This window comes from Nocardioides panaciterrulae (assembly GCF_013409645.1).
Classification (GTDB): domain Bacteria; phylum Actinomycetota; class Actinomycetes; order Propionibacteriales; family Nocardioidaceae; genus Nocardioides; species Nocardioides panaciterrulae.
Map to the genome: position 1 here is coordinate 1,348,812 of NZ_JACCBG010000001.1, position 23,562 is coordinate 1,372,373.

31 protein-coding genes are annotated in these 23,562 nt (G+C 73.7%); 12 read left to right on the top strand and 19 right to left on the bottom strand.

Features of this window, described 5'->3' with window-relative positions:
* Positions 1 to 8 precede the first annotated feature (8 nt).
* Positions 9 to 470 carry a universal stress protein gene (locus tag BJZ21_RS06325; protein ID WP_179662965.1) on the bottom strand — a complete coding sequence of 154 codons (462 nt, stop codon included), beginning with the start codon at positions 468 to 470 and terminating at the stop codon, positions 9 to 11.
* Positions 467 to 952: a universal stress protein gene (locus tag BJZ21_RS06330; protein ID WP_179662966.1), complete on the bottom strand. Its 486-nt coding sequence runs from the start codon at positions 950 to 952 to the stop codon at positions 467 to 469. Before BJZ21_RS06330 ends, BJZ21_RS06325 begins: the two co-directional genes overlap by 4 nt.
* Before the next feature lie 234 nt (positions 953 to 1,186).
* Here BJZ21_RS06330 and BJZ21_RS06335 point away from each other — a divergent pair, with 234 nt between their 5' ends.
* Both BJZ21_RS06335 and BJZ21_RS06340 read left to right on the top strand, forming a co-directional pair.
* Positions 1,187 to 1,414, top strand: a complete 228-nt coding sequence (locus tag BJZ21_RS06335; RefSeq protein WP_179662967.1) for a hypothetical protein — start codon at positions 1,187 to 1,189, stop codon at positions 1,412 to 1,414.
* Positions 1,415 to 1,424: 10 nt separating this feature from the next.
* A complete protein-coding gene (locus BJZ21_RS06340) occupies positions 1,425 to 2,009 on the top strand; it encodes a hypothetical protein (RefSeq protein ID WP_179662968.1) in 585 nt (194 codons plus the stop codon).
* A 55-nt stretch (positions 2,010 to 2,064) separates the two neighbouring features.
* Here the strand turns inward: BJZ21_RS06340 and BJZ21_RS06345 are convergent, their stop codons facing one another.
* Positions 2,065 to 3,669: an MXAN_6640 family putative metalloprotease gene (locus BJZ21_RS06345; protein ID WP_179662969.1), complete on the bottom strand. Its 1,605-nt coding sequence runs from the start codon at positions 3,667 to 3,669 to the stop codon at positions 2,065 to 2,067.
* Between the two features lie 85 nt (positions 3,670 to 3,754).
* Complete coding sequence (locus BJZ21_RS06350) at positions 3,755 to 4,153, bottom strand: FAD synthase family protein (protein ID WP_179662970.1); 399 nt, start codon at positions 4,151 to 4,153, stop codon at positions 3,755 to 3,757.
* 70 nt (positions 4,154 to 4,223) lie between these two features.
* On the opposite strand from BJZ21_RS06350, the gene BJZ21_RS06355 reads away from it, so the two are divergent.
* Positions 4,224 to 5,537 carry a DUF445 domain-containing protein gene (locus tag BJZ21_RS06355; protein WP_218851343.1) on the top strand — a complete coding sequence of 438 codons (1,314 nt, stop codon included), beginning with the start codon at positions 4,224 to 4,226 and terminating at the stop codon, positions 5,535 to 5,537.
* Positions 5,538 to 5,650: 113 nt separating this feature from the next.
* A complete protein-coding gene (locus BJZ21_RS20865) occupies positions 5,651 to 5,896 on the top strand; it encodes an RNA-binding S4 domain-containing protein (protein ID WP_179662971.1) in 246 nt (81 codons plus the stop codon).
* Positions 5,897 to 6,083: 187 nt separating this feature from the next.
* Here BJZ21_RS20865 and BJZ21_RS06365 read toward each other — a convergent pair whose 3' ends face one another.
* The 6 genes from BJZ21_RS06365 to BJZ21_RS06390 form a co-directional block, all read right to left on the bottom strand.
* On the bottom strand, positions 6,084 to 6,452 hold the full coding sequence (locus BJZ21_RS06365; RefSeq protein WP_179662972.1) for an FKBP-type peptidyl-prolyl cis-trans isomerase: 369 nt from the start codon (positions 6,450 to 6,452) through the stop codon (positions 6,084 to 6,086).
* Positions 6,453 to 6,542: 90 nt separating this feature from the next.
* Positions 6,543 to 6,974, bottom strand: a complete 432-nt coding sequence (locus BJZ21_RS06370; protein WP_179662973.1) for a CBS domain-containing protein — start codon at positions 6,972 to 6,974, stop codon at positions 6,543 to 6,545.
* Between the two features lie 136 nt (positions 6,975 to 7,110).
* Positions 7,111 to 7,989, bottom strand: a complete 879-nt coding sequence (hisN, locus tag BJZ21_RS06375; protein WP_179662974.1) for a histidinol-phosphatase — start codon at positions 7,987 to 7,989, stop codon at positions 7,111 to 7,113.
* Positions 7,990 to 8,091: 102 nt separating this feature from the next.
* Complete coding sequence (rsgA, locus tag BJZ21_RS06380) at positions 8,092 to 9,081, bottom strand: ribosome small subunit-dependent GTPase A (protein WP_179662975.1); 990 nt, start codon at positions 9,079 to 9,081, stop codon at positions 8,092 to 8,094.
* On the bottom strand, positions 9,078 to 10,412 hold the full coding sequence (aroA, locus tag BJZ21_RS06385) for a 3-phosphoshikimate 1-carboxyvinyltransferase (protein ID WP_343051993.1): 1,335 nt from the start codon (positions 10,410 to 10,412) through the stop codon (positions 9,078 to 9,080). Before aroA ends, rsgA begins: the two co-directional genes overlap by 4 nt.
* A gap of 43 nt (positions 10,413 to 10,455) precedes the next feature.
* Entirely contained in the window at positions 10,456 to 10,986 is a 531-nt protein-coding gene (locus tag BJZ21_RS06390; RefSeq protein ID WP_179662976.1) for a DoxX family membrane protein, read from the bottom strand.
* A 100-nt stretch (positions 10,987 to 11,086) separates the two neighbouring features.
* Between BJZ21_RS06390 and BJZ21_RS06395 the strand changes: the two genes are divergently transcribed.
* From BJZ21_RS06395 to rsrA, 4 genes are all read left to right on the top strand, one after another.
* Complete coding sequence (locus BJZ21_RS06395) at positions 11,087 to 11,851, top strand: SOS response-associated peptidase (RefSeq protein ID WP_179662977.1); 765 nt, start codon at positions 11,087 to 11,089, stop codon at positions 11,849 to 11,851.
* Positions 11,848 to 12,519, top strand: a complete 672-nt coding sequence (locus BJZ21_RS06400) for an alpha/beta family hydrolase (protein WP_179662978.1) — start codon at positions 11,848 to 11,850, stop codon at positions 12,517 to 12,519. The genes BJZ21_RS06395 and BJZ21_RS06400 overlap by 4 nt, the downstream gene beginning before the upstream one ends.
* A gap of 96 nt (positions 12,520 to 12,615) precedes the next feature.
* The gene (locus BJZ21_RS06405) at positions 12,616 to 13,251 is read left to right on the top strand and encodes a sigma-70 family RNA polymerase sigma factor (protein WP_179662979.1); all 636 of its coding nucleotides are present in this window, start codon (positions 12,616 to 12,618) and stop codon (positions 13,249 to 13,251) included.
* Positions 13,248 to 13,514 (top strand): mycothiol system anti-sigma-R factor, encoded by a 267-nt coding sequence (gene rsrA, locus BJZ21_RS06410; RefSeq protein ID WP_179662980.1) that lies wholly within the window; start codon positions 13,248 to 13,250, stop codon positions 13,512 to 13,514. The genes BJZ21_RS06405 and rsrA overlap by 4 nt, the downstream gene beginning before the upstream one ends.
* A gap of 129 nt (positions 13,515 to 13,643) precedes the next feature.
* On the opposite strand, the gene BJZ21_RS21930 is transcribed toward rsrA, so the two are convergent.
* The 5 genes from BJZ21_RS21930 to BJZ21_RS06430 form a co-directional block, all read right to left on the bottom strand.
* Positions 13,644 to 13,718, bottom strand: a complete 75-nt coding sequence (locus BJZ21_RS21930; RefSeq protein ID WP_369759046.1) for a 50S ribosomal protein bL37 — start codon at positions 13,716 to 13,718, stop codon at positions 13,644 to 13,646.
* A gap of 106 nt (positions 13,719 to 13,824) precedes the next feature.
* Complete coding sequence (locus BJZ21_RS06415; RefSeq protein WP_179662981.1) at positions 13,825 to 14,214, bottom strand: thioesterase, FlK family; 390 nt, start codon at positions 14,212 to 14,214, stop codon at positions 13,825 to 13,827.
* Positions 14,211 to 14,702, bottom strand: a complete 492-nt coding sequence (locus BJZ21_RS06420) for a GNAT family N-acetyltransferase (protein WP_179662982.1) — start codon at positions 14,700 to 14,702, stop codon at positions 14,211 to 14,213. The genes BJZ21_RS06415 and BJZ21_RS06420 overlap by 4 nt, the downstream gene beginning before the upstream one ends.
* Before the next feature lie 37 nt (positions 14,703 to 14,739).
* Positions 14,740 to 16,515, bottom strand: a complete 1,776-nt coding sequence (locus BJZ21_RS06425; RefSeq protein ID WP_179662983.1) for an acetolactate synthase — start codon at positions 16,513 to 16,515, stop codon at positions 14,740 to 14,742.
* Between the two features lie 22 nt (positions 16,516 to 16,537).
* Positions 16,538 to 17,389, bottom strand: a complete 852-nt coding sequence (locus BJZ21_RS06430; RefSeq protein WP_179662984.1) for a DUF2785 domain-containing protein — start codon at positions 17,387 to 17,389, stop codon at positions 16,538 to 16,540.
* Positions 17,390 to 17,455: 66 nt separating this feature from the next.
* On the opposite strand from BJZ21_RS06430, the gene BJZ21_RS06435 reads away from it, so the two are divergent.
* Positions 17,456 to 18,937, top strand: a complete 1,482-nt coding sequence (locus BJZ21_RS06435; RefSeq protein WP_179662985.1) for a histidine kinase N-terminal domain-containing protein — start codon at positions 17,456 to 17,458, stop codon at positions 18,935 to 18,937.
* Between the two features lie 37 nt (positions 18,938 to 18,974).
* On the opposite strand, the gene BJZ21_RS06440 is transcribed toward BJZ21_RS06435, so the two are convergent.
* Positions 18,975 to 19,226 (bottom strand): WhiB family transcriptional regulator, encoded by a 252-nt coding sequence (locus BJZ21_RS06440; RefSeq protein WP_011755173.1) that lies wholly within the window; start codon positions 19,224 to 19,226, stop codon positions 18,975 to 18,977.
* Positions 19,227 to 19,466: 240 nt separating this feature from the next.
* Here BJZ21_RS06440 and BJZ21_RS06445 point away from each other — a divergent pair, with 240 nt between their 5' ends.
* Positions 19,467 to 19,871, top strand: a complete 405-nt coding sequence (locus BJZ21_RS06445) for a hypothetical protein (RefSeq protein WP_179662986.1) — start codon at positions 19,467 to 19,469, stop codon at positions 19,869 to 19,871.
* 44 nt (positions 19,872 to 19,915) lie between these two features.
* Here the strand turns inward: BJZ21_RS06445 and BJZ21_RS06450 are convergent, their stop codons facing one another.
* The 3 genes from BJZ21_RS06450 to sodN form a co-directional block, all read right to left on the bottom strand.
* Positions 19,916 to 20,737, bottom strand: a complete 822-nt coding sequence (locus tag BJZ21_RS06450; RefSeq protein ID WP_179662987.1) for an RNA polymerase sigma factor SigF — start codon at positions 20,735 to 20,737, stop codon at positions 19,916 to 19,918.
* Between the two features lies 1 nt (position 20,738).
* Entirely contained in the window at positions 20,739 to 21,137 is a 399-nt protein-coding gene (locus BJZ21_RS06455; RefSeq protein WP_218851346.1) for an ATP-binding protein, read from the bottom strand.
* A gap of 306 nt (positions 21,138 to 21,443) precedes the next feature.
* Positions 21,444 to 21,845 (bottom strand): superoxide dismutase, Ni, encoded by a 402-nt coding sequence (gene sodN, locus BJZ21_RS06460; RefSeq protein WP_179662989.1) that lies wholly within the window; start codon positions 21,843 to 21,845, stop codon positions 21,444 to 21,446.
* 50 nt (positions 21,846 to 21,895) lie between these two features.
* On the opposite strand from sodN, the gene BJZ21_RS06465 reads away from it, so the two are divergent.
* Together BJZ21_RS06465 and BJZ21_RS06470 are read left to right on the top strand one after the other, a co-directional pair.
* Positions 21,896 to 22,267: a S24/S26 family peptidase gene (locus BJZ21_RS06465; protein ID WP_343051994.1), complete on the top strand. Its 372-nt coding sequence runs from the start codon at positions 21,896 to 21,898 to the stop codon at positions 22,265 to 22,267.
* A 37-nt stretch (positions 22,268 to 22,304) separates the two neighbouring features.
* The gene (locus BJZ21_RS06470) at positions 22,305 to 23,498 is read left to right on the top strand and encodes an NAD(P)-dependent malic enzyme (RefSeq protein WP_179662991.1); all 1,194 of its coding nucleotides are present in this window, start codon (positions 22,305 to 22,307) and stop codon (positions 23,496 to 23,498) included.
* Positions 23,499 to 23,562 lie beyond the last annotated feature (64 nt).

The following is a 23,562-nucleotide window of genomic DNA, read 5'->3' on the forward strand; positions in this document are numbered from 1 at the left end:
GGCGCGCATCATCCCCGGGCGGGCGCCAGCGCGGGCAGCACCTCGGGCTCGCCGGCCTCGCGGACGACCGCGACCGGGCAGGTGCCCCGCTCACGGCACCGGTCGGCCAGGCCGTGGCGGCCGGTCGCGCCCAGGACCAGCAGCCGGCTGTCGTGCGACCGCTCGGCCAGCAGCCGCTCGGGCCGGGCGTTCTCCAGGGTGAGGCTCATCCTCGGCGGGGCCGCGCGACCGGACGTGACCTCGCCGACCACCCGCTGCTGGGCGCTCCGGGCTCGCTCCCGCGCGTCGCTGTAGTGCCCCGGCACGTCGTGCAGGAACACCGGGGCGTCGTGGGGCCAGGCGGTCACGACCTCGACCGACCAGCCGCGGCTCGCGGCCACCTCGACCGCCCAGCGCAGCGCCCGGAGGCTGTCGGGCGACCCGTCGACCCCGACCACGACGTCGCTGCCCACCGCCCGCGACCTGGTCACGGCAGGGCCTCCGGCACCGCGGGTGCGACCTCGAACCGGGCCGGCGGCGGAGACGCGACCTCCCGGGCGCCGGGGCGGGGGACGAGCACGACGGGACAGGGGGCGTGGCAGGCGAGCCGCGCACAGGTGCTGTCCTCGCGCTCGTCTCGGCACTGCAGCACGAGCTGTCGAGCGCCGGTGGCGCGCCGCAGGATCGCCTCGGTGACCGGTGCGGCATGCGCGAGCTCGGTGGTGACGCGCAGTCCCTCGGCCATGGCCGAGGCGCTCACGGCGACGGCCTGGAGCAACCGCTCGCCGCGGTCGCAGGCCTGGGGTGATGCGCCGGGAGGGATGACGTGCAGGAGGTGGAGCCCGCAACCGGCTCGGCGCGCCGCCGGCACGGCGTAGGCGAGCGCGGGCACCGCCTCGTCGTCGACGGCGACGAGGATCGGAGCGCGGGCGTCTTGGGCAGGAGGCTCGACGGACAGGGGGCGGACGGCCATGCCAGAAGCCAACCCGGCGGACGCGGTCCAGCACAGTGACGAAAGGCCCTCGTCGCGATGTTTGCGCCACGTTTGTGGGCTCACACACGTGCGCGCGCACCACCGGGACGAACCGGGCGGCCCGCGGGGCCGACCCCGGGTCAGCGGGGACCACGGCACCGCGCGGCGGGGACCTCCGGCCCTGACCGCGGGCGGCCCGGGGGCAGGACGGTAGGCCTCGAGGAGGTGCCGACCATGACCGCTGACCTGTCCGCCGGACCCCGTTACCTGCCCGACCCGCTGGACCGACGCGGCCGGACGGGTCGCCCGAGCTTCGGCGAGCGTCGTCCCGTGGCCCTCACCGTCCTCACGATGGGCTGTCTGGTGGTGCTCGCCTTGTCGCTGAGCTTCGCCGTCGGCCAGGTCATGGTCCAGGCCGTCCGGGTCGTCCTGGACCTGGTGTCGTCCCTGTCCCTGTCGTGAAGAGGCTGCCATGAGGACCTATCGCCTGTGGTGGGGCACCACCGCGCTGATCCTGGTGGCGATCGGCCTGCCCCTCGCCATGGCCCGGCTGGGCGTCGCGCAGGTGCTGGCGGTCGGGATCCCGATGGCCGGCATCGGCGCGCTCTACGCGTACCTCTACGCCGCCGAGGACGGCGGCGGTCCGGCCTGGATCTGCGCCTGGGCGGCCCGGGCCGGGGTCGGTGTCCCGGCCGCGGTCGGGCTGCTCGCTCCGCTGGGACCCGGTGGGCTGGTGCCGATCCTGCTGTTCCTCGTCGCCGCGCCCCGGTGCGTGGCCTGGTTCCAGCACCGGTACGGCGAGTTCGCGGCGCAGGGCCTGCCGAGCCGGCCGGCGTTCGCCTCCCGGATCAGCGACCACGACCTCTCGCTCGCGTGGGAGTCCAGCTACCTCGCGCTGCAGCAGGCGACCGACCTGGCCACCAAGGCCCGGATCGTCCGGGTGCGCACCGCCCTGCTCGACGAGCTCGACCGGCGCTCCTCGCCGACCGGCCGCAGCCGGCGCTGGGTCGCCAGTCCCGACCAGCTGTACGCCGCCCGGGCGCCGCAGCGCCACTGACCGACCGCAGCGCCACTGACCGGCCCCGCGTCACCGGCCGGCGGCGACGGGCGGGTCAGGAACCGGGGGTGGCCGAGACCGTCACGTCGAACTGGTCGTGGTCGTCGACCGGGTCCCCGCTGCACGAGTAGGTCGTCTGCTGCTGGCAGTCGAACCGGGTCGAGGCGTTGACGAGGCTCAGCGCCACCCGGTGCACGTTCTCGGTGCCGAAGGGGAAGTTCAGCTCGCCGTGACCGCTGGCGTCCAGCGGGATGGCCTCGCGGGTGTCCTTGCCGTGGGTCCAGCGGATCACGACGTACGCGCGCGGCTGGCTGTCCGCGATCGGCCCGTCGATCGTGATCCTGCCCTTCCAGCCGGCGCCGTCCAGCGACCTGCCGGGCTTCAGCACGGCGTTGCGCGAGGCCATGTGGCGGACCGTGAACGTGTGCTGGGCGGTGGGGGCGTCCTGCTGCAGGGTCCAGGTCCGGGTGATCGCCGCCTTGGGCCAGTGCCTGCCCTCGGCGTAGGTCCTCCCGGACTCGACGTTGCCGGCGGCGTACGTCGTGAAGACCTCGGGGAAGCCGCCGCGGCGGGCGAGGACGGCGTCCACGGCCTGGGTGGAGTAGAGGCCGCCGCCACGCCGGTCGGGGGCCTCGGCGGCCTTCGTCCAGATCTGGCGGACGGTCTTGAGCCCGTAGTGGCTGCTGAGGTACTCGAAGAACGGCCAGTTGCCGTACTGGTTGAAGCCCTGTGGGTCGAAGTAGTCCAGCGGGCCGGCGGGCCGGTTCACCTGGCCGTACTTGAGGTACTGCCGGTTGTCGTTGACGCCGTCGGCGAACCGCTCCTCCATCCAGGTGGCGGTGGCCTCCATCAGCCACTGGTCCTCCTGGTAGTCGTAGGCGAACTGCACGGCGTGGAAGAACTCGTGGGCCGCGGTCACCCGCAGGCTGTCGACCGGCCTGGCCCGGAACTGGCTGCGCGCGAAGTCGTTGTCGAGCACGCAGTAGCCCGAGGCCTCCCGCTCGTGGTGGGGCTTGAGGTACTCGGGGGCGCAGTAGCCGTAGAGGTAGTTGGCGCCGACGTCCTTGAGGTAGACGTCGAACTTGTTGTTGCCGCCGTGGTGGCCGTCGCGGACCGGGCGGCGGTAGCCGAGCTCGCCCACCTCCAGCCGCCACACGTCGTTCATGGTCCGCAGGGTCCGCGTGACCCACGCGTTGCTGGCCCGGTCGGAGGTCCTGGTCACCCAGTGGATGCAGAAGTGGCCGGCGCAGCGGTGCTTGGCCTTGGTGCGGTAACCGTCGCCGTAGATGTCGTTGCTGCCGTTGGTCGGCCGGGCGAGCACCGCGCGCGCCTGGCGCCGGTCCCCGCCGCTGAGGCCGGGCAGCGCCGCGAAGAGGTCGCGCATGGCCAGGGTCCCCTCGATCCGGTGCGGGGTGGACCCGGCGGCGGACCCGGCGGCGGACCCGGCGGCTGGGGCGGCCGTACCGGCGAGGACCTGCTGCGCCCTCGCGAGGGCGGCCCGAGCGTGGGGGGAGGAGGTGTCGGGGAGTCGCGCGCCCACGGCCACCGCGGCACCCCGGCGGGCCGCCGGAGCGGTGGGCGCAGCCTCGGCCGCGCCCGGTGGGATCGCGGACAGGGCGGCGGCCACCGTGAGGACGGCGGCGAGGATCGGACGGCGCATGACGAGGGTTCCCCCAGCCGGGTCGAGTGTGCCGGACCGGACCACCCTAACGGTGCGGGCCGGCACCGCCCCGTCCAGTCCGGGCTCAGCCCGTCGCGGAGATCTTCTCGATGAGCGCGGTGGTGGAGATCGCCGGCGTCCGCGGCAGGTAGACCACCTCGCAGACGTCCCGGAACTCGTCGAATCGACCGGACCAGTCGTCGCCCATCACGAGCACGTCCGCGGCGTACTTCACGATGTACTCGCGCTTGAGCTCGAGGCTCTCCTCGACGAAGACCTCGTCGACCGGCTTGAGCGCGGCGACGATGGCCAGCCGCTCAGCCTGGCTGAAGACCGGCTCGCGGCCCTTCTTGCGCAGGTTCAGCTCATCGGCGGAGACGCCGACGACCAGCCGGTCGCCCAGGGCTGCGGCACGCTCGATGACCCTCAGGTGGCCGACGTGGAAGACGTCGAAGGTGCCGAAGGTGATGACGGTCCGGGACATGCGGGGATTGTGGCACGCCCGGGTCCCTGGTCCGGCACCCCGTCACCCGGGTGGGGGACACTTGGCCGCGATGACCTCGACGCTGCCCACCGGCCCCTCGACCGGCACCTCGACCGGCACCTCCTCCGCGCCCGGCGGTCCCCGGCTGGACTCGGCCGCCGACGAGGACCGCCGGCGCGGCCTGCGCCGGATGCGGACCCTGGCCGTCTCGCTGCTGGCGCTGGCGGCGGTGGTGTACGTCGCCACCCTGGACCGGGACGGGTTCTGGGGCTTCGTCAACAGCGGCGCGGAGGCCTCCATGGTCGGTGCGATCGCCGACTGGTTCGCGGTGACCGCGCTGTTCCGCCACCCGCTCGGGCTGCCGGTGCCGCACACGGCGCTGATCCCGCGGCGCAAGGACGAGCTCGGTCGCAGCCTCGAGGACTTCGTCGGGGAGAACTTCCTCGCCGAGGACATCATCCGCGACCGGATCGCCGCGGCGTCCATCTCGCGTCGGGTCGGTCGGTGGCTCTCCGAGCCCGCCCACGCGCGTCGCGTGGTCGACGAGGCCTCCGAGGTGGCGTCGATCGGGCTGTCGAAGGTCCGTGACGAGCACATCGCGGAGCTGGTCACCGAGGCGCTGGTGCCGCGGTTCCGCGAGGAGCCGATCGCCCCGCTGCTGGGCGGGCTGCTGCAGGAGGTGGTCCGCGACGACCTGCACCACGGCCTGGTCGACCTGACGCTGGCCGAGCTGCACGCCTGGCTGGAGCGCAACCCCGAGACCGTGATCGAGATCCTCGGCGAGCGGGCGCCGTGGTGGGCCCCGACCCGCCTCAACGAGGCGGTCACCGCGCGCATCCACCTCGAGCTGGTCCGGTGGGTGGGCGACATCCGCGACGACCCCCGCCACCACGCCCGCCAGGCGTTCGACTCGGTGCTGGCGCAGCTCGCCCACGACCTGCTCTCCGACCCCGGGACCCAGGAGCGCACCGAGCGGCTCAAGGAGCGGCTGCTGGACCACCCGCAGGTCATCGAGTCCAGCATCTCGCTGTGGAACGCGCTGCGCCGCGTGCTGCTCACCTCGCTGGGCGACCCCGAGGGGGCGGTGCGGCAGCGGATGCTGACCGAGCTGAGCCGGTTCGCGACGCGTCTGGACGCCGAGGAGGAGCTGCGCGACCGGCTGGACGGCTTCGCCGCCGATGTCGCCGTCTTCGCGGTGGACCGTTACGGGCGCGAGATCACCGCGGTCATCACGCACACGGTGCAGCGCTGGGACGGCCGCGAGGCGGCCCGGAAGATCGAGCTGCACGTGGGCCGCGACCTGCAGTTCATCCGCATCAACGGCACGATCGTCGGCGGCCTGGTCGGCGTGCTCATCCACACCGGCTCGGTGCTGCTGGGCTGACGTTTCCGCCCGGGCGGTGGGTGGTCCACCGTCGCCGGCGAGGAATCGGTGGACAGCTCACCGCCCGGGCGGGCCCGTGGGCCGGACCGGGTGCCGTGACCGACAATGGGCGGGTGAGCACCCCCTTCGACGTCCCGATCCGCGACGACTCCATCCGGCTCGGCCAGTTCCTGAAGCTGGCCAACCTGGTGGAGTCCGGGGCGGAGGCCAAGCCGCTGATCGCCGACGGCGCGGTCACGGTCAACGGCGAGGTCGAGACCCGGCGCGGCCGGCAGCTGGTCCTGGGCGACGTGGTCGGCCTGGCCGGGCAGGCGGCCCGCGTCGCCGAGGAGTCCGCGGGCGACGACCTGCCCTGGTGAGACCGGCCGCGCGACGACGGCGCCAATGACGCCGCGCCTACGACGACACCGCGAACGACGAACGCCGGGACGTCAGAGGAATCGGGGGCCGCAGCCCCCGGTCCGGATAACGTCCCGGCGCGTCGCCCCGGCGCCCTCTCCCGGCCCACAGGCCGGAGCCCGAGCGGGCCGGGGAGCGGGGTGGCGCTCAGCTCACGCCGAGCAGGTCCACCACGAAGATCAGCGTCTCGCCGGGCTTGATGACCCCGCCGGCCCCGCGGTCGCCGTACCCGAGGTGCGGGGGGATGACCAGCTGGCGGCGGCCGCCGACCTTCATGCCCTGGACGCCCTGGTCCCAGCCGGCGATGACCTGGCCGACCCCGAGCCGGAACCGCAGCGGCTCGCCCCGGTTGTAGGACGCGTCGAACTCCTCGCCGGTGGAGTGCGCGACCCCGACGTAGTGGACCGAGACGGTGCTGCCGGCCGTGGCCTCGGCGCCCTCACCCTCGGTGACCTCGGTGACCACCAGGTCGGCGGGCGGCTCGAAGTCGGGGAAGTCGATCTCGGGCTTGTCCATGTTGTCCTCTCGCAGGGGGTTGGTCGGGCCACCCTAACGAGGGGCCGGTCGCCGGCGACCGGGGGAGTGGAGCTGCCGGCGCGGGGCGGCTCAGGCCCGGTGCAGGTAGTTGTCGAGCTGGTCGCGCTCGAACTGCAGCTGGTCGATCCGGTGCTTGACCACGTCGCCGATGCTGATGATGCCGACCAGCCGGTCGCCCTCGACGACCGGCACATGCCGCACCCGGTGCTCGGTCATGGTCTTCATCAGGTCCTCCAGAGAGGTGTCCCGGTGGCAGGTCTCGACCTCGGCGGTCATGATCGCCCGGACCGTGTTGTTGACGACCGTGCCGTCCTGGTGCAGGTGGCGCACCACGTCGCGCTCGCTGACGATGCCCTCCACCGTGCTGCCGTCGCCGCTGACGATGAGCGCGCCGACGTTGTGCTCGTGGAGTAGGGCGATCAGCTCACGCACCCCGGCGTCCGGGGCGATCGTGACCACGTCGTGACGGGGCTTGGCCTTGAGTACGTCGCCGATCCGCATCGCGCTACCTCCGCCTGGTCAGGTGCGAGTGGGTGTGCCTCCGACGCTACTCGCGCGGCCGGCCCGAGGCGCAGGAACACGCCCGCCTCACCGGAACGAGGGACGGGTCAGGGTCGCCGGGACGCGGGCGCGCCGGTCAGCGCGGCCGGCGGTCGCGCAGGTCGGAGACCGAGCCGGGCCGGTGCGGCCGCGAGTCGGGGTCGTCGTCGTCGTGGGGCAGCGTGCCGAGGAAGCCGAGCGCAGCCTCGTGCAGGTGCCCGTTGGAGGCCAGCGCGTTGCCGCCGAACGGCCCGTCGGTCCCCGCCAGCGAGGTGAAGCGGCCGCCGGCCTCCCGGACGATCACGTCGAGCGCGGCCATGTCGTAGACCTCGAGCTCGGGCTCGGCGGCCAGGTCGACGGCGCCCTCGGCGAGCAGCATGTAGGACCAGAAGTCGCCGTACGCCCGGGTGCGCCAGCAGCGCCGGGTGAGCGACACGAAGTCCTCGAGCCGGCCGCGCTCGTCCCACCCCGACAGCGAGGAGTAGGCGAACGACGCGTCCTCGAGCCGCCGCACGTCGGAGACCTGGCAGCGGGTCGCCTTCAGCAGCGAACGACCGGTCCAGGCCCCGTTGCCGAGGGAGGCCCACCAGCGGCGCTGCAGCAGCGGCGCCGACACCACGCCGAGCACCACCGTCTCGTCGACCACCAGCGAGATCAGCGTGGCCCAGACCGGCACGCCGCGGACGAAGTTCTTGGTGCCGTCGATCGGGTCGATCACCCATCGGCGCTGGCTGTGCCCGCTGGTGCCCTGCTCCTCGCCGGTGACCGCGTCGCGCGACCGCACCCGCGAGAGCGTACGGCGGATGCTCTGCTCGACCGCCTGGTCGGCGTCGGTGACGGGAGTCAGGTCCGGCTTGGTCATGACGTGCAGGTCGAGCGCCTTGAACCGGTCGGTGGTGATGGAGTCGGCGTCGTCGGCCAGGAGGTGCGCGAGGCGCAGGTCGTCGGTGTAGTCGGTCGCACCCGGGGTCGGCATGGGCCACAGGCTATGCCCCACGACCGTGCGGCAGCCGCCGGCCACGGGCAGCGTGTCCGGCGGCGGTCTCAGGGTGCGCGCAGGAGCCGGCCGGGAGCGGGGTCAGTACGCCGGCTCGCTGCGCGCGGCCAGCAGCCGGCGGAACGACTCCACCCGGTCCGGGTCGGCCGCGCCGGAGGCGACGGCCAGGTCGAGCCCGCACTCGGGCTCGCCGGCGCCGTGCGTGCAGCCGCGGGAGCACTCCCCGGTCAGCTCGTCGAGATCGGGGAAGGCTCCGATGAGCTGACCGGGCCGCACGTGGGCGAGCCCGAAGGACCGGATGCCGGGGGTATCGACGATCCAGCCGGCACCGTCGGGCAGCGCCAGCATGAACGCCGAGGTCGAGGTGTGCCGGCCTCGCCCGGTGACCGCGTTCACCACGCCCACCTGGCGGTCGGCCGCCGGCACCAGCGCGTTGACCAGCGTCGACTTGCCGACGCCGCTGTGGCCCAGCAGCACGCTGGTCCGCCCGTGCAGCCGCTCGCGGAGCGCGTCGAGGTCGCCGCCCTTGCGGGTCACCACCCACGGCACGCCGAGGGAGCGGTACGTCGAGAGCAGCGTCTCGGGGTCGGCCAGGTCGGACTTGGTCAGGCACAGCAGCGGCTGCATGCCCGCGTCGTACGCCGCCACCAGCGCGCGGTCGATCAGCCGCGGCCGGGGCTCGGGGTCGGCCAGCGCGGTGACGACCACGAGCTGGTCGGCGTTGGAGACGATGACCCGCTCGACCGGGTCGTCGTCGTCGGCGGTGCGCCGCAGCACCGTCCGGCGCTCGGCCACCTCCACGATCCGGGCCAGCGAGCCGTCGGCGCCGGAGGTGTCGCCGACCGCGCGGACGCGGTCGCCGACGACGACCCCCTTGCGCCCCAGCGGCCGCGCCTTCATCGCCATCACCGTGGCGTCGTCGACGAGCAGCGTGTAGCGGCCGCGGTCGACGGTGACGACCACGCCGTCGACGGCGTCCTCGTAGCTGGGACGCTCCTTGGTGCGGGGGCGGGTGTGGCGGCGGGGACGCTCGTAGTGCTCGTGGTCGTGCTCGGTGTACCGGCCGCTCATCCGCGGGCCCCCGCCGGCTCCACGAGGCGGGACCAGAGGCCGGCGAAGTCGGGGAAGGTCTTGCCGGTGGTGGCGATGTTCTCGACCTCGACGCCGTCGACGGCCGCGCCGACGATCACGCCGGCATGGGCCATCCGGTGGTCGGCGTAGGTGTGGAAGACCCCGCCGTGCAGGGTGGCGGGCCGCAGGCTCAGGCCGTCGGGATGCTCGGTCACGTCGGCGCCGAGCCCGCCCAGCTCCGCCGCGAGCGCCGCCAGCCGGTCGGTCTCGTGGGCGCGGATGTGGGCGATGCCGCGCAGGTGGGAGGGGGAGGAGGCCACCGCGCAGAGCGCGGCCACCGCGGGTGCGAGCTCGCCCACGTCGTGCAGGTCGACGTCGATGCCCTCCAGGGCGTCGGGGCCGGTGACCCGGAGGCCCTCCTCGACATGGTCGACCCGACAGCCCATCCGGGCGAGGATCTCGCGCAGGGCGTCGCCGGCCTGGGTGGTGTGCCGCGGCCAGTCGCGCACGACGACCGAGCCCCCGGACACGGCGGCGAGCGCCAGGAACGGCGCCGCGTTGGACAGGTCGGGCTCGATCCGGTGGTCGACCGGGCGGATCGGCCCGGGGGCCACCACCCACCGGTTCGCGCCGCCGCCGGCGGCGGGATCGTCGACCTGGACGCCGTGCTCGCGCAGCATCGCCACCGTCATGTCGATGTGGGGCAGCGACGGCACCGGCTTGCCGTCGTGGCGGACGTCGACGCCGCGTTCGTAGCGGGCGCCCGCGAGCAGCAGCGCCGAGATGAACTGCGAGGAGGCCGAGGCGTCGACGACCACCGTGCCGCCGGCCACCGAACCGCTGCCGTGCACGACGAAGGGCAACGCGCCGCGACCGCCGTCCTCGATGCGGACGCCGAGGCCGCGCAGCGCGGCGAGCACCTCGCCGATCGGGCGGCTGCGCATGTGCGGGTCGCCGTCGAAGGCGACCCGGGCCGTGGACAGCGCCGCGACCGGCGGCACGAAGCGCATGACCGTGCCGGCCAGGCCGCAGTCGACGGCCGCGTCCCGGTCGAACCGGCCCGGGGTGACCCGCCAGTCCGCGCCCGAGGTGTCCACCGAGGAGCCGAGCGCGGTCAGGGCGGCGGCCATCAGCGTCGTGTCGCGCGAGCGCAGCGCGCCCCCGACGGTGGACGGGCCGTCGGCCAGCGCGGCCAGCACCAGCGCACGGTTGGTGAGCGACTTGCTGCCGGGCAGCGCCACCGTCAGGTCGACCGGCTCCCGCACGCGCGGCGCCGGCCAGGGGTCGGGCACGCCCGACCCGGTGCAGGGCTCACTCCGGGGCTGGCTCACCGCGCCAGCCTAGAGGGTTGCGGGGCGAGCCGGGCGCGGCGCGTCAGCCGACCTTCGCCTTGGCGAGCTTCGCCTCCCGGCGGGCCGACTGTGCGAAGTGCCGGCCCTCGCGGCGGGCGTCCCGGGCGGCGCGGCGGGCGCGCCACGCGACGCCGGGCTTCCCGTCGGTGTCGCCGGCGGCGATGATCAGGCCGCCCAGCATCGAGACGTTCTTGAAGAAGTGCAGCTGCTGCTGGGCGCGGTCCCCCTTGTCCTCGACCTCCCAGAACCGGTGGCCGGCGGCGGTCGTCGGGACCAGCGAGGCGGCCAGCACCAGGGCGGACAGCCGGGGCGCGCGGCCGGTGGCCAGGGCGGCGGCGGCGCCGAGCTGGGCCACCGCGTTGATCCGCACCAGCGTCACCGGGTCCTCCGGGATCGGCAGCTGGGGCACGGCCTTGCGGGCCATGGGCACCACCTTCTCGGTGATCGGTCCGGCCTTGCCGGCCAGCATCGTCGCGTTGCGCAGGGCGTTGACGCCGCCGACCACGAACATGGACGCGAGCATCGGGCGGGCGATCGTTCGGCTCAGGGTCATGGCTCTAGTTCTACCCCGTTCCCCTCACGACGATGCGTCACCGGCCGCGGGAGACCGCGAAGTGGGACGCGCGTCGCCGCCACACCCTAGGCTTCCTGGCATGTGTGGTCGCTACGCCTCGAGCCGGCGCCCGGAGGACCTCGTCGAGGAGTTCGAGATCGAGGAGAACCGGGTCGCCGCGCCGCTGGAGCCGGACTACAACGTGGCGCCCACCAAGGAGGTGTACGCCGTGGTCGAGCGGCCGCCTCGCGCGCCCGGCGACGGCCCGCCCGAGCCCGCGGCCCGGCAGCTGCGGGTGGTGCGCTGGGGACTGGTGCCGTCCTGGGCGAAGGACCCGTCCATCGGCAACCGGCTGATCAACGCCCGGATGGAGACCGTGGCGGAGAAGCCGGCGTACAAGCGGGCCTTCGCCAGGCGTCGCTGCCTGCTGCCCGCGGACGGCTACTTCGAGTGGTACCCGACCGAGCAGCACACCTTGGCCGGCAAGCCGCGCAAGCAGCCCTTCTTCATCCGTCCCACCGACGGCGGGGTGCTGGCGATGGCGGGGCTGTACGAGATCTGGCGCGACCCCACCCGGGCGGACGACGACCCGGAGCGCTACCGCTGGACCTGCACCGTGCTGACCACCCAGGCGGAGGACGCCGTGGGCCGCATCCACGACCGGATGCCGCTGGCCGTGGAGCGGGAGCGCTGGGACCGCTGGCTGGACCCGACGGTCGCGGACCGCGACGACCTGCTCGGCCTGCTCGTGCCCGCCGCCCCGGGCCGGCTCGAGGCGTTCCCCGTGTCCACCGCGGTCAGCAACGTGCGCAACAACGGCCCCCAGCTGATCGAGCCGATCCCGCCCGAGGAGGCGATGGCGTGACCACCGAGCTCCGAGTCCCCACCCCGCACGGCGAGGCGCGGCTGGTCACCAGCCGCTCGCGGCACCCGGTGGCCACGCTGCTCCTCAGCCACGGCGCGGGGGCGGGCATCGACACCGCGGACCTCGAGGCGCTCGCCGGGAACCTGCCGCGGCACGGGATCACGGTGGTCCGCCTCGAGCAGCCCTGGAAGGTCGCGGGCAAGCGGGTGGCCACCCGGCCCTCGTCGCTCGACGACGCCCTGGTCGCCGCCGCCAACCGGCTACGCACCCGAACCCCCCTGGTCGTCGGCGGCCGCTCGGCCGGCGCCCGCTCGGCCGCCCGTTGCGCGCGCCAGCTCGGCGCGGCGGGGTGCCTGGCGCTGTCGTTCCCGCTGCACCCGGTCGGCCACCCCGAGAAGTCGCGCCTCGAGGAGCTGCGGGCCGCCCGGGTCCCGACCCTGGTGGTGCAGGGGGAGAACGACGTGATGGGCCGCCCCGAGGAGTTCCCGTCGGACGTCGACCTGGCGGTCGTGCCGAACGCCGACCACGGCCTGAAGGTGCCCGTGCGCGGCGAGGTGACCCAGCACGAGGCGCTCGGGATCGTGGTGGAGGCGACCCTGGAGTGGCTGGTGCGCGAGGTCGTCGGTGAGGGCCCGGCCGGCGGCGCCGCCGGAGCGGTGCGCGGGTGAGCGGGGAATGACCCGGCCCCGCGTCGTGTTGGGAACGACGTGCTTGCCACTCTCGAACCTGCACCCACGCCCGCTGGGTCCCTAGACTGGGATGCGATGACTGACTCCCTGAACATCCCCGACGAGGTCGTGGACCCCGCCACGGAGACCGACGAGCAGCGCTCGGCCCGTTTCGAGCGTGACGCGCTGCCGTTCCTCGACCAGCTCTACTCGGCCGCGATGCGGATGACCCGCAACCCCGCGGACGCCGAGGACCTGGTGCAGGAGACCTTCGCGAAGGCCTACTCGTCCTTCCACCAGTTCCGCCCGGGCACCAACCTCAAGGCGTGGCTGTACCGGATCCTGACCAACACCTTCATCAACACCTACCGCAAGAAGCAGCGCCAGCCTCAGCAGTCGATGGCCGAGGACGTCGAGGACTGGCAGCTCGCGCGGGCGGAGTCGCACTCCTCGACCGGGCTGCGGTCGGCGGAGATGGAGGCGCTCGAGCACCTGCCCGACTCGCAGGTCAAGGACGCGCTGCAGCGACTTCCCGAGGAGTTCCGGCTGGCGGTCTACCTCGCGGACGTCGAGGGATTCGCCTACAAGGAGATCGCCGAGATCATGGAGACCCCCATCGGCACCGTCATGTCCCGGTTGCACCGGGGCCGCAGGCAGCTGCGGGACATGCTCTCGGACTACGTGCGGACCAACGACCTGCTGTCGGCCGGCCACGAGGGAGGCAAGTCGTGAGCGAGCATCAGCACCCCGGCGAGGACTGTGTGGACTTCCTCGAGCGGATCGTCTACCTCCTCGACAACGAGCTCGACGAGGCGGACTGCTCGGCGGTCCGGCTGCACCTCGACGAGTGCAGCCCCTGCTTGGAGAAGTACGACCTACAGCGCACGGTCAAGGCCGTGGTCGCCCGGTCCTGCTCCGAGGCCGCGCCCCGGGAGCTGCGGGAGCGCGTGATGCTGCGGATCCGTGAGGTCCAGGTCCGGATCACCGAGGGCTAGCGCGCGGATCCGCGCGAGCCGGTCTCCGGACCCGGGCCCCGGAGACGGTCCCGACATGCACAGGAGCCCCCGACCGACCGGTCGGGGGCTCCTGTGCTTGCTGCCTGACCAGGGGTCGGGCAGCTGCGCTCAGGCGTTCGGGCGCTTGCCGTGGTTCGCGCCCTTCTTCTTGCGAGCGCGGCGCTTGCGGCCGGTCTTGCCCATGATGTCCTCCGGTTCGATCGCGGTCTGTGCCCCCCGCGGGTCGTGCCGAACGAGGGTCCGTCGGCCATCCTCTCAAAACTGTGGGGCGAGGCGAAATCCGGCTCGGTCACAGCCGGCCGAGGAACCGTTCCGCGTCCACGACGACCCGGGTGATCTCGCCGGTGGCCACCACCCGGCCGGCACCGCTCCCGCCGACGTGCCGGGCGGCCACGGTGAAGCGGTGCAGCCGCCCGTCGGCGTACGACAGCGACGCCGACACCTCGAGCTCCCGGCCGACCGGGCTGGCCCCGGTGTGCTCCAGCGCGATCCGGGTGCCGACGCTGGTGGAGCCCTCCGGGAGGGTCGGCTCCAGGGCCGCGCAGGTGGCGGCCTCGCACCACGCCAGCAGCCGCGGCGTGCCGAGCACCGGCAGGCTGCCCGAGCCGAGCGCGGCGGCCGTGTCGTCCGGGCCCACGGTGAACCGCAGGACCGCCTCGGCCGGCTCCGGGCCGCTCACTCGCCGAGCTCCTTGCGGAACGCGACCAGCGAGACGTGGGGCACCGGCCGCCAGTCCCGTTCCGGGGTCCGCACGAAGCCCAGCCGCTCGTAGAGCCGGTGCGCGTCGGCCATCTCCGGCAGGCTCGACATCACGATCGCGGGGGCGCCCTCCTCGCGGAACCGGTCGAGGACCAGGCGCACCAGCGCCTCGCCCACGCCCGCGCGGCGGGCGGAGGGCGCCACGGCGAGCATCCGGAACTCGCCCTCGTCGTGGTCGGCCAGCTCCTGCCAGGGGGAGCCCTCGCGGCACAGCGTGACGGTGCCGAGGACCTCGTCGCCGTCGTCGGGGGTGGCCAACCACAGCTCCGCCTCCAGCGCGCGTGCGGCGGCGTTGCGCAGGTGGTCGAGGTAGGGGTCGTCGGGGCCGAGGGTGAAGTCGGCGTACGCCCGGACGGTCACCTCGCCGACGGCCTCGTAGTCGCGGGGGGTGGCGCGGCGCAGACGCATGACTCTCCTTCGCGGGCCGACGGTCGGGTGCGGGCCCTCAGATTCCGAACGTGGCGCGAGGGTAGGCGGCCCCCACGTCGGTGATCACGTTGACCAGGTACGGCACGTCGGCGGCGAAGGCCCGATCGAGCGCCGGACCGATCCCGCGCGGGTCGGTGACCGTCTCGCCGGCGCCGCCGAGCGCGCGCACGACCTCGTCGTAGGCGGTGCGCGGGGCCAGGTCGGCGGCCACGTCGTAGCCGTAGAGCATCTGCATGGGCCCCTTCTCCAGGCCCCACGCGGAGTTGTTGCCCAGCACCATCACCACCGGCAGCCCGTGGCGGACCAGCGTGTCGACGTCCATCAGCGAGAACCCCGCGGCCCCGTCGCCGAGCAGCAGCACGACCTGGGCCGAGGGGCGGGCCAGCCGGGCCGCGATCGCGGCGCCCAGCCCGGCGCCCAGGCACCCGTACGGGCCGGGATCGAGCCAGCACCCGGGCCGGCGCGGCTCGACGAACTTGCCGGCGAAGCTGACGAAGTCGCCCCCGTCGCCGATCACCACCGCGTCGTAGGCGAGGCGGGGGACCAGCTCGCCGTAGATCCGGGCCGGGTGGATCGGATCGGCCTCGGCGGCGAGCAGCTCGGCGTCGCGGGCGGTGGCGGCCGCCACCGCGCCCTGGAGGTCGTCCACCCACGCCGACCAGTCGGGACGGCGGTCGACCCGGTCCAGGGCCGCGAGCAGGCCGTCGAGGCACCGGCTGAGGTCGCCCGCCAGCGACACCGCGAGGTCGGCGTGCGTCGCGACCTGGCCGGGGGAGTCGGCGACGTGCACGACCGGCGCCGGAGTGCCTCCGTCCTTGCCCCCGAACGTGCCGTAGCCGAGCCGGAAGTCCAGGGGGGTGCCGACCACGACCACCAGGTCGCTGCCGCCGAGCGCCCGGCCACGCGCCTTGGTGACCAGCAGCGGGTGGCCGCCGGGCACGACGCCGCGGCCCATCCCGTTGGTGATCGCGGGCAGGCCCGCCTCCTCGACGAGGCGCAGCGCGGCCTCCTCCGCGCCGTCGGCCCAGACGTCGGTGCCGAGCACCAGCACCGGGCGCCGGGCGCCGGCCAGCAGCTCGGCGACCCGGGTGAGGGCGTCCGGGTCCGGCTCCGCGCCCCCGGCGGCCGCTGGGTCGGCCCCGGGGCTGGGCACCACCCCGGCGGCCGGGGCGAACAGCTCGTCCATGGGCACGTCGACGAAGACCGGCCCGCGGTGGGCGGACCCGGCCAGCGTGAAGGCCTCGTGCACCCCGGCGAGCACGTCGCCCGCGTGGTGCAGCGTGCGGGCCTGCTTGGCCACCGGCCCGATGATCGGCGGCTGGTCGAGCTCCTGCAGGCTGCCGCTGCCCCAGCGGTTGGCCGGGGCGCGCCCGCCGAGGACCACCATCGGCGACCCGGAGAACTGCGCCTGGGCGATCGCGCTCACCGCGTTGGTGACGCCCGGTCCGGCGGTCAGCACCGCCAGCCCGGGGACCCGGGTCAGCTTCCCGGTGGCCTCCGCGGCGAAGGCGGCGGTCTGCTCGTGGCGCACGTCGAGCAGCCGCAGCGGCGGGTCGGCCTTCACGGCCCCGTCGTACATCGGGAAGACGTGGGCGCCGGAGAGCGTGAACATCGTCTCCACGCCGTGGGCGCGGGCCACCGCCACCGCCAGGTCCCCGGCATGGCCGCTGAGGGTCCCGGCCGCCGACGCCCCGCTGCCGCTTGAGGTGCCGCCCGAGGTGCCGTCGGGGGAGTCGCCCGGGCCCTCGCTGGGGGTCGATCCGTCGTCCGTGCGGGTTCCGGCGTCGCTCATGCGGGCAGGTTACTCGGCGTGGTTACCCGGGCGTAGGCAGGAGGAAGTCGGGGTTCGTGGCCTTCAGCGCCTGCACCAGCACCAGGAGCAGGTCCGCGCGGACCTCGGGCGGCCGGGGGCCGAGCGCGAGCTGCAGGTGGAGCGCGCGCAGGAACGCCTGCGCGTTGCCGCCGACCAGGAACGGGTCGCGATCGTCGTAGGACGCCCGGGTGCCGGCGGCGGCCGCCACCCGGGCGATCCAGGGCTCGAGGACCCGCTCGGGCACCAGGTTGCGGCGCAGCACCTTCATGGTCGCCCGGGCCAGCCGGTCGGGCTCGCCGGAGGTGAACAGGGTGTCGACGGGCAGCAGCACCCGGTCGGCGATGACGTCGAGCACCACGGTCAGCTCGGGGGTGTTGAGGTGCGGTGACTCCGCGAGCGTGCCGAGCGCGTCGGCGCCGTGGGCGACCGCGTGCGCCCAGCCGCTGCCGGTCACGTGGCCGCGCAGGTCGCGCTCGCGCAGCAGCCAGGTGGCGATCCGGTCGCCCCACTCGAGGATCTTGCCGCCGGGGAGCAGCGGGCGGCCGTTGTCGCGGGCGATGCACTCGGCCAGCACCAGCACCGAGAAGCTGCGGCGGAAGACCGAGTCGGTGCCCCGCTCCCCGAGGCCCACCTGCAGGCCGGCGGCCATGCCGTCGCCGAGGCCGGCGAGCAGGTCGTCGTAGACGCCGCGGTCGATCCAGGTCGCCAGCGTGGGGTAGGCGGTGCCGTCGCGGTCGGCCGGGTCGGCCGACCCGAGCATCCGGGTCAGCTCGGCGGTGAGGTCGTCCAGGGGGCGGTCCGTCGGGACTGCGAGGCCGCCCGCGTGCACCTGGCTCCAGTACGACCCCGACATGGCCTCCATCCTGCCAAAGCCCGAGCGCCGGCCGCTCCCCGAGGTCCCGGGTGATAGATCTTGTCCGTGCCGTCCCTGAGCGAGCTGGTCCGCAGCCACACGGACCTCGACGTCGACGACGTCGCCTGGCTGCAGCTGCTCCAGGCCGACTGGCAGATCATCGCCGACCTGTCCTTCGCCGACCTCGTGCTGTGGTTGCCGGACCGGGAGGGGCAGGGCTTCTGGGCGGGCGCCCAGATGCGGCCCACCACCGGGCCCACGGCGTACGTCGACGACGTGGTCGGCACGTTCGTGCCGGCCGGCCGGCGGCCGATGCTCGACGCCGCCTGGACGCAGGGCCGGCTGGTCCGCGAGGGCGACCCCGAGTGGCGCGACGACGTGCCGGTGCGGGTGGAGACGATCCCGGTGCGCCGCGGCGCCCGGGTGATCGCGGTGGTCGCCCGGAACACCAACCTGCTGGGCGTGCGCACCCCCAGCCGGCTGGAGCTGTCCTACCTGCAGACCGCGGCCGACCTGACCCAGATGATCGCCCACGGCTACTTCCCGGATCAGGGACCACGCAGCGACCACGCGGACTCCCCGCGGGTCGGCGACGGCTTCCTACGCGTGGACGCCCAGGGACGCGTGGTCTACGCCAGCCCGAACGCGCTGTCGGTCTACCGCCGGCTGGGGCTCTCCGGCGACCTGGCCGGGCTGTCCCTCGCCGAGCTGACCCGCCAGCTGGTGCCGCCGCGGCGACGGCCCGACGAGGAGACGCTGAGCGCGGTGCTGGGCGGGCGCGCGCACCGCGACACCGAGATCGGCTCCGACGAGGTGTCGCTGATCGTCCGGTCGATCCCGCTGCGGCCCCAGGGCGACCACATCGGTGCGCTGGTCCTGGTGCGCGACGTCACCGACCTGCGTCGCCGCGACCGGGAGCTGGTGACCAAGGACGCCACGATCCGCGAGATCCACCACCGGGTGAAGAACAACCTGCAGACGGTGGCGGCACTGCTGCGGCTGCAGGCGCGGCGGATGGACTCCGAGTCGGCCCGGGCGGCCCTCGAGGAGGCGGTGCGCCGCGTGGGCTCGATCGCCCTCGTCCACGAGACGCTGAGCCAGGCCGTCGAGGAGCAGGTCGACTTCGACGAGGTCGCCGACCGGCTCGGACGGATGGTCACCGAGGTCAGCGCGGTCGGCAAGCCGGTGCTGGTCCGTCGCGTCGGCTCGTTCGGCGTGCTGCCGTCCGAGGTCGCGACCGCGCTGGCGATGGTGCTCACCGAGGTGCTCCAGAACGCGGTCGAGCACGGCTATCCCGAGGACCGGGCCGGAGAGGCGCGGCGCGGCGAGATCGTGGTGACCGCGCGCCGGTTGGTGGGCCGGCTGCACGTCAGCGTCGAGGACGACGGACAGGGGCTGCCGGAGGGGTTCGACCTCGACGGGTCGACGAACCTGGGGCTGTCCATCGTGCGGACCCTCGTGGAGTCCGAGCTGGGGGGACAGCTGGAGCTGGGGCCGGCGCCCGGTGGACGGGGGACACGAGCCTCGCTCGACGTCCCCCTCGACTGAGGCTGGTGACCGCGCGCCCCGGACCCGGGACGGGGGATCAGGCGGTGCGCACGCGGGCCCGGGCGTTGCGGCGCTTCAGCGCGCGGCGCTCGTCCTCGCTGAGCCCGCCCCACACGCCGTGGTCCTGGCCAGCCTCGAGCGCCCAGGCGAGGCACTGCTCGCGCACCTCGCAGCGACGGCACACCTGCTTGGCCTCCTCGATCTGGAGAATGGCCGGACCGGTGTTGCCGATCGGGAAGAACAGTTCCGGGTCCTCGTCGAGGCATGCGGAACGGTGGCGCCAATCCATGGCTGGGTGATCCCTCTTTCCGTGTGGGTTCGAACAGGCCAGGAATGATCACAGCCCTGCGGGAGCGCGGTGAGGCGATGTGGGTGAAGGCCTTCACGCAGCGCGTCGACTAGCGTGGCAATCTTTGGACCGTTAAACAAGCCCTGGGGCCGGGTCTGTTTGGTCACAAGCGTCACAGCGGCGGGTGCTTGACGCCCTCCCCGGGCCGGTCGGCCGGGGGTCGTCTCCTACGCTGGCGCCGTGGATCCCCGGCCTGACGGCAGCCAGTTCAACCAGTCGCCCCCGCCCCTCCTCGTCGCCGCGTCGCTGGTGGCGGTCGAGGGGCTGATGCTGCTGGTGCTGGCGGGGCTGGAGATCGCGAGCTTCTCCACCGACCGGATCGGCCTGGGCCTCACCACCTCTGCCTTCTTCCTGCTCTACGGCGTGTTCCTGTTGTGGTCGGCATGGTCGGTGAGCCGGCTGCGCAGCTGGGCGCGCAGCCCGATCGTGCTCTCCCAGCTGATCGCCCTGGGCATGGCCTGGAGCCTGCACAGTGGCGGCGCGGACTGGGCGGCGATCGGGGTCGGCGTGGTGGGGGTGATCGCGCTGGCGGGCATCCTGCACCCGGCCAGCATCGACGCCCTCGCCGACCGGCCCCGCGACTGACCGCGGCCCTGCCGCCCCGGTGCCAGCAGGGCGTCAGGAGGGCGTCAGGAGCGGGAGGACTCCTCGAGCGAGGTCCGCAGCTCCACCAGCGTGCGGTTCAGCAGCCGGGAGACGTGCATCTGGGAGACCCCGATCTCGTCGGCGATCTGCGACTGGGTCATGTTCCGGAAGAAGCGCAGCAGCAGGATCTTCTTCTCCCGCGGTGCGAGTCGGTCGAGCAGCGGCTTGATCGACTCGCGGATCTCGACGTGCTCGAGGTTGTGGTCGTCGACGCCGATGGCGTCGAGCATGGTCGCGGCGCCGTCCTCGTCGTTGTCGCTCGCGTCCAGCGACAGCGTCGCATAGGCGTTGCTGGACTCGATGCCCTCGACGATCTCCTCGACCGTGCAGCCGATGCGCTCGGCGAGCTCGCGAGGCGTGGGGGAGCGACCCAGGCTCTGGGTCAGCTCGGCGGTCGCCGTGCCGATCTGCATGCGCAGCTCCTGCAGCCGCCGGGGCACGCGGATCGCCCAGCCCTTGTCGCGGAAGTAGCGCTTGATCTCGCCGATGATCGTCGGCGTGGCGTAGGTGGAGAACTCCACGCCCCGCCCGGAGTCGAAGCGGTCGATCGACTTGATCAGGCCGATGGTGCCGACCTGGACCAGGTCCTCGAACGGTTCGCCGCGGTTGCGGAACCGCCGGGCGCAGTGCTCGACGAGCGGCAGGTGGAGGTGCACCAGCTCCTCGCGCGCGCGCTCCCGGGTGGGGGTGGCGGCCTCCTCGTCGCGCAGGTCCACGAAGAGCTCCGCGCTGCGGCGTCGGGTGGCCTCCACCGCGGACGTCCGTGCGTCCGCGGGCTTCTCGTCCTGCGCATGGTCGAGCGCCATGTCAGTAAGTGTGCTCCGGCGCCCCAGGCTGCATGGTCAGGGTGACGGTGAACCGGCCGTTGTCGGTGCTGGCCGTGGCCGCGGTCGCCAGCGTGGTGAGCACCTGCCAGGCGAAGCTGTCGTAGTCGGGGTGGGGCACCGAGCGGGTGGTGGAGACCCCGACGCTGACGGTCAGCTCACCGGGGCGCAGGTAGAAGCCGCACAGCAGGTCCCCGGCCTCGTCGGCCTCGGGCAGCACCATGGCGCTGGCCTCGCCCACCGCGATGCGCAGGTCCTCGATGTCGTCGATCGGGAAGTCCAGCCGGGCCGCCAGCCCGGCCGTGGTGGTCCGAAGCACCGAGACGTAGGCGCTGTCGGCCGGGACCCGGAGCTCCACGTCGGCCCGGTCGCTCGGCTTCATGGTCGCCGGTCCGGTTGGCCCGCTCATAGACATCGTGTCGTCCTCCATGGGATCAAGTCGCGGTGCGAAGACTAGTAGGGGCCGGTCACCGGGTGTGTACCCGGTGACCGACCCCCGCACACGCGTGTCGCGTGATGCCGTGCTCAGCCCTTGATCCCCGCACGACCATTCGCTGCCAGACCTTCGCCTTTCGGCTTACGCCGACTTCGCAGGCTCAGTCGGCGATTGGCGCGCCGGTGGTTGCGGCGAGCGGTGGAGGCTTCGCAAGCTCAGCCTCCCTTGAGACATCGAAGGGCTTCGCTTCGTTCAGCCCTTCTTGGTCTCCCAGAAGATCTCGGCGATCTGGTCGATCTTCGCCAGCAGCTGGTCGGCCACGCCCTCGTCGAGCTCACCCTTGGTGCCGCTCGCGCCGGCGAGCTTGGTGGCCTCGTTGACCAGCGTGTGCAGCTGCGGGTACTTCTCGAAGTGCGGAGGCTTGAAGTAGTCGGTCCACAGCACCCACAGGTGGTGCTTGACCAGCTCGGAGCGCTGCTCCTTGATGACGATCGCCCGGGTGCGGAAGTCGGGGTCGTCGTTGTCGGCGACCTTGGCGATGATCGCCTTGATCGACTCGGCCTCGATGCGGGCCTGGGCCGGGTCGTAGACACCGCACGGCAGGTCGCAGTGGGCCGAGACCTCGACGGTGGGAGCGATGAGTCGCGCGAACATCCAGTGTCCTCTCTGAGGGGGTACGACGGTCGACTGCGACACTACTCCGCGTGCCGAGCCGTCCATATGGGGGAGATTCGTACCCACGCCGGCGCGCGCCATTCGGGTTCGCGCGGGTGCGCGGTGCCTCGATGACGCCGACCCTGGCGGCCGGGGACCTGCTGCTGGTGCGGTACGACGCGCGGGTCCGCCCGGGTGCGCTGGTGGTGGCCCGGTTCGCCGACGGCACGCTCGCGGTCAAGCGCGCGGTCGAACGGCGTACGACCCGCACCGGCGAGCCGGCCTGGTGGCTGCTCAGCGACAACCCCGCGGAGGGAGTGGACTCCCGGCACCGGGGACCGGTCGCGGAGGACCGGGTGGACGCGGTGGTGCTCGCCAGGATCTGGCCCGCGCCGCGCCTCGTCTTCCCGGCTGGACGGTGAGCCGGGGCGGTTCGCCTCCTGTGCCACACTCCGGACCATGGCGTCCGAGGAACAGCAGCCCGGCCGGCCCCCGCGCTCCGGTGACCCGGTCTTCGACCTGCACGCGGGCGGCAAGATGGAGACGCGCCCGACGGTGTCGCTGACCGGTCCGGACGACCTGTCGCTGGCGTACACCCCGGGCGTCGCGCGGGTGTGCGAGGCGATCGCCGCGGACCCCAGCCTGAGCCAGCACTACACCTGGGTGCCGAACACCGTCGCGATCGTCACCGACGGCACTGCCGTGCTGGGGCTCGGCGACATCGGTCCGGCCGCCGCCATGCCGGTGATGGAGGGCAAGGCGGTGCTGTTCAAGCAGTTCGGTGGCGTGGACGCGGTGCCCCTGTGCCTGGACACCACCGACACCGAGGAGATCATCGAGACCGTCGTCCGGCTCGCGCCCAGCTTCGGGGGGATCAACCTCGAGGACATCTCGGCGCCGCGCTGCTTCGAGATCGAGCAGCGGCTCAAGGAGCGGCTCGACATCCCCGTCTTCCACGACGACCAGCACGGCACCGCCGTGGTGGCGCTCGCCGCCCTGCAGAACGCCCTGCGGCTCACCGGCCGCGACCCCGGCACGACCCGGGTGGTCATCTCCGGTGCCGGTGCCGCCGGCGTCGCCGTCGCCCGGATCCTGCTCGAGGCCGGGATCAAGGACCTCGCGGTCACCGACCGCAAGGGCGTGCTGAGCTCCGCCCGCCCGGACCTGACCCCGGTCAAGCGCGCGCTCGCGGTCGACACCGCCGACCACTACGGCCGCTCGGGCTCGCTCGCCGACGTGCTGGTCGGCGCGGACGTCTACATCGGGGTCTCCGGCGGCACCGTGCCGGAGGAGCACGTGGCGGCGATGGCGCCGGACGCGATCATCTTCGGGCTCGCCAACCCGATCCCGGAGGTCCATCCCGACGTGGCGCGCCGGCACGCCCGGGTCGTCGCCACCGGGCGTTCGGACTTCCCGAACCAGATCAACAACGTGCTGGCCTTCCCGGGCATCTTCCGGGGCGCCTTCGACGTGCACGCGACCGCGATCACCGAGGGCATGAAGCTCGCCGCCGCCGACGCCCTGGCGCGGCTGGTCGGCGACGACCTCACCGAGGACTACGTGATCCCCTCGCCGTTCGACCCCCGGGTCGGGCCGGCGGTGGCGACCGCGGTCGCCGACGCGGCGCGCCGCGGCGGCGTCGCCCGGCGCTGACCCGACCCGACCCGGCGCTGACCCGACCCGACCGGTGGCGATCCGGTCGCCTGCGACCGGGGCG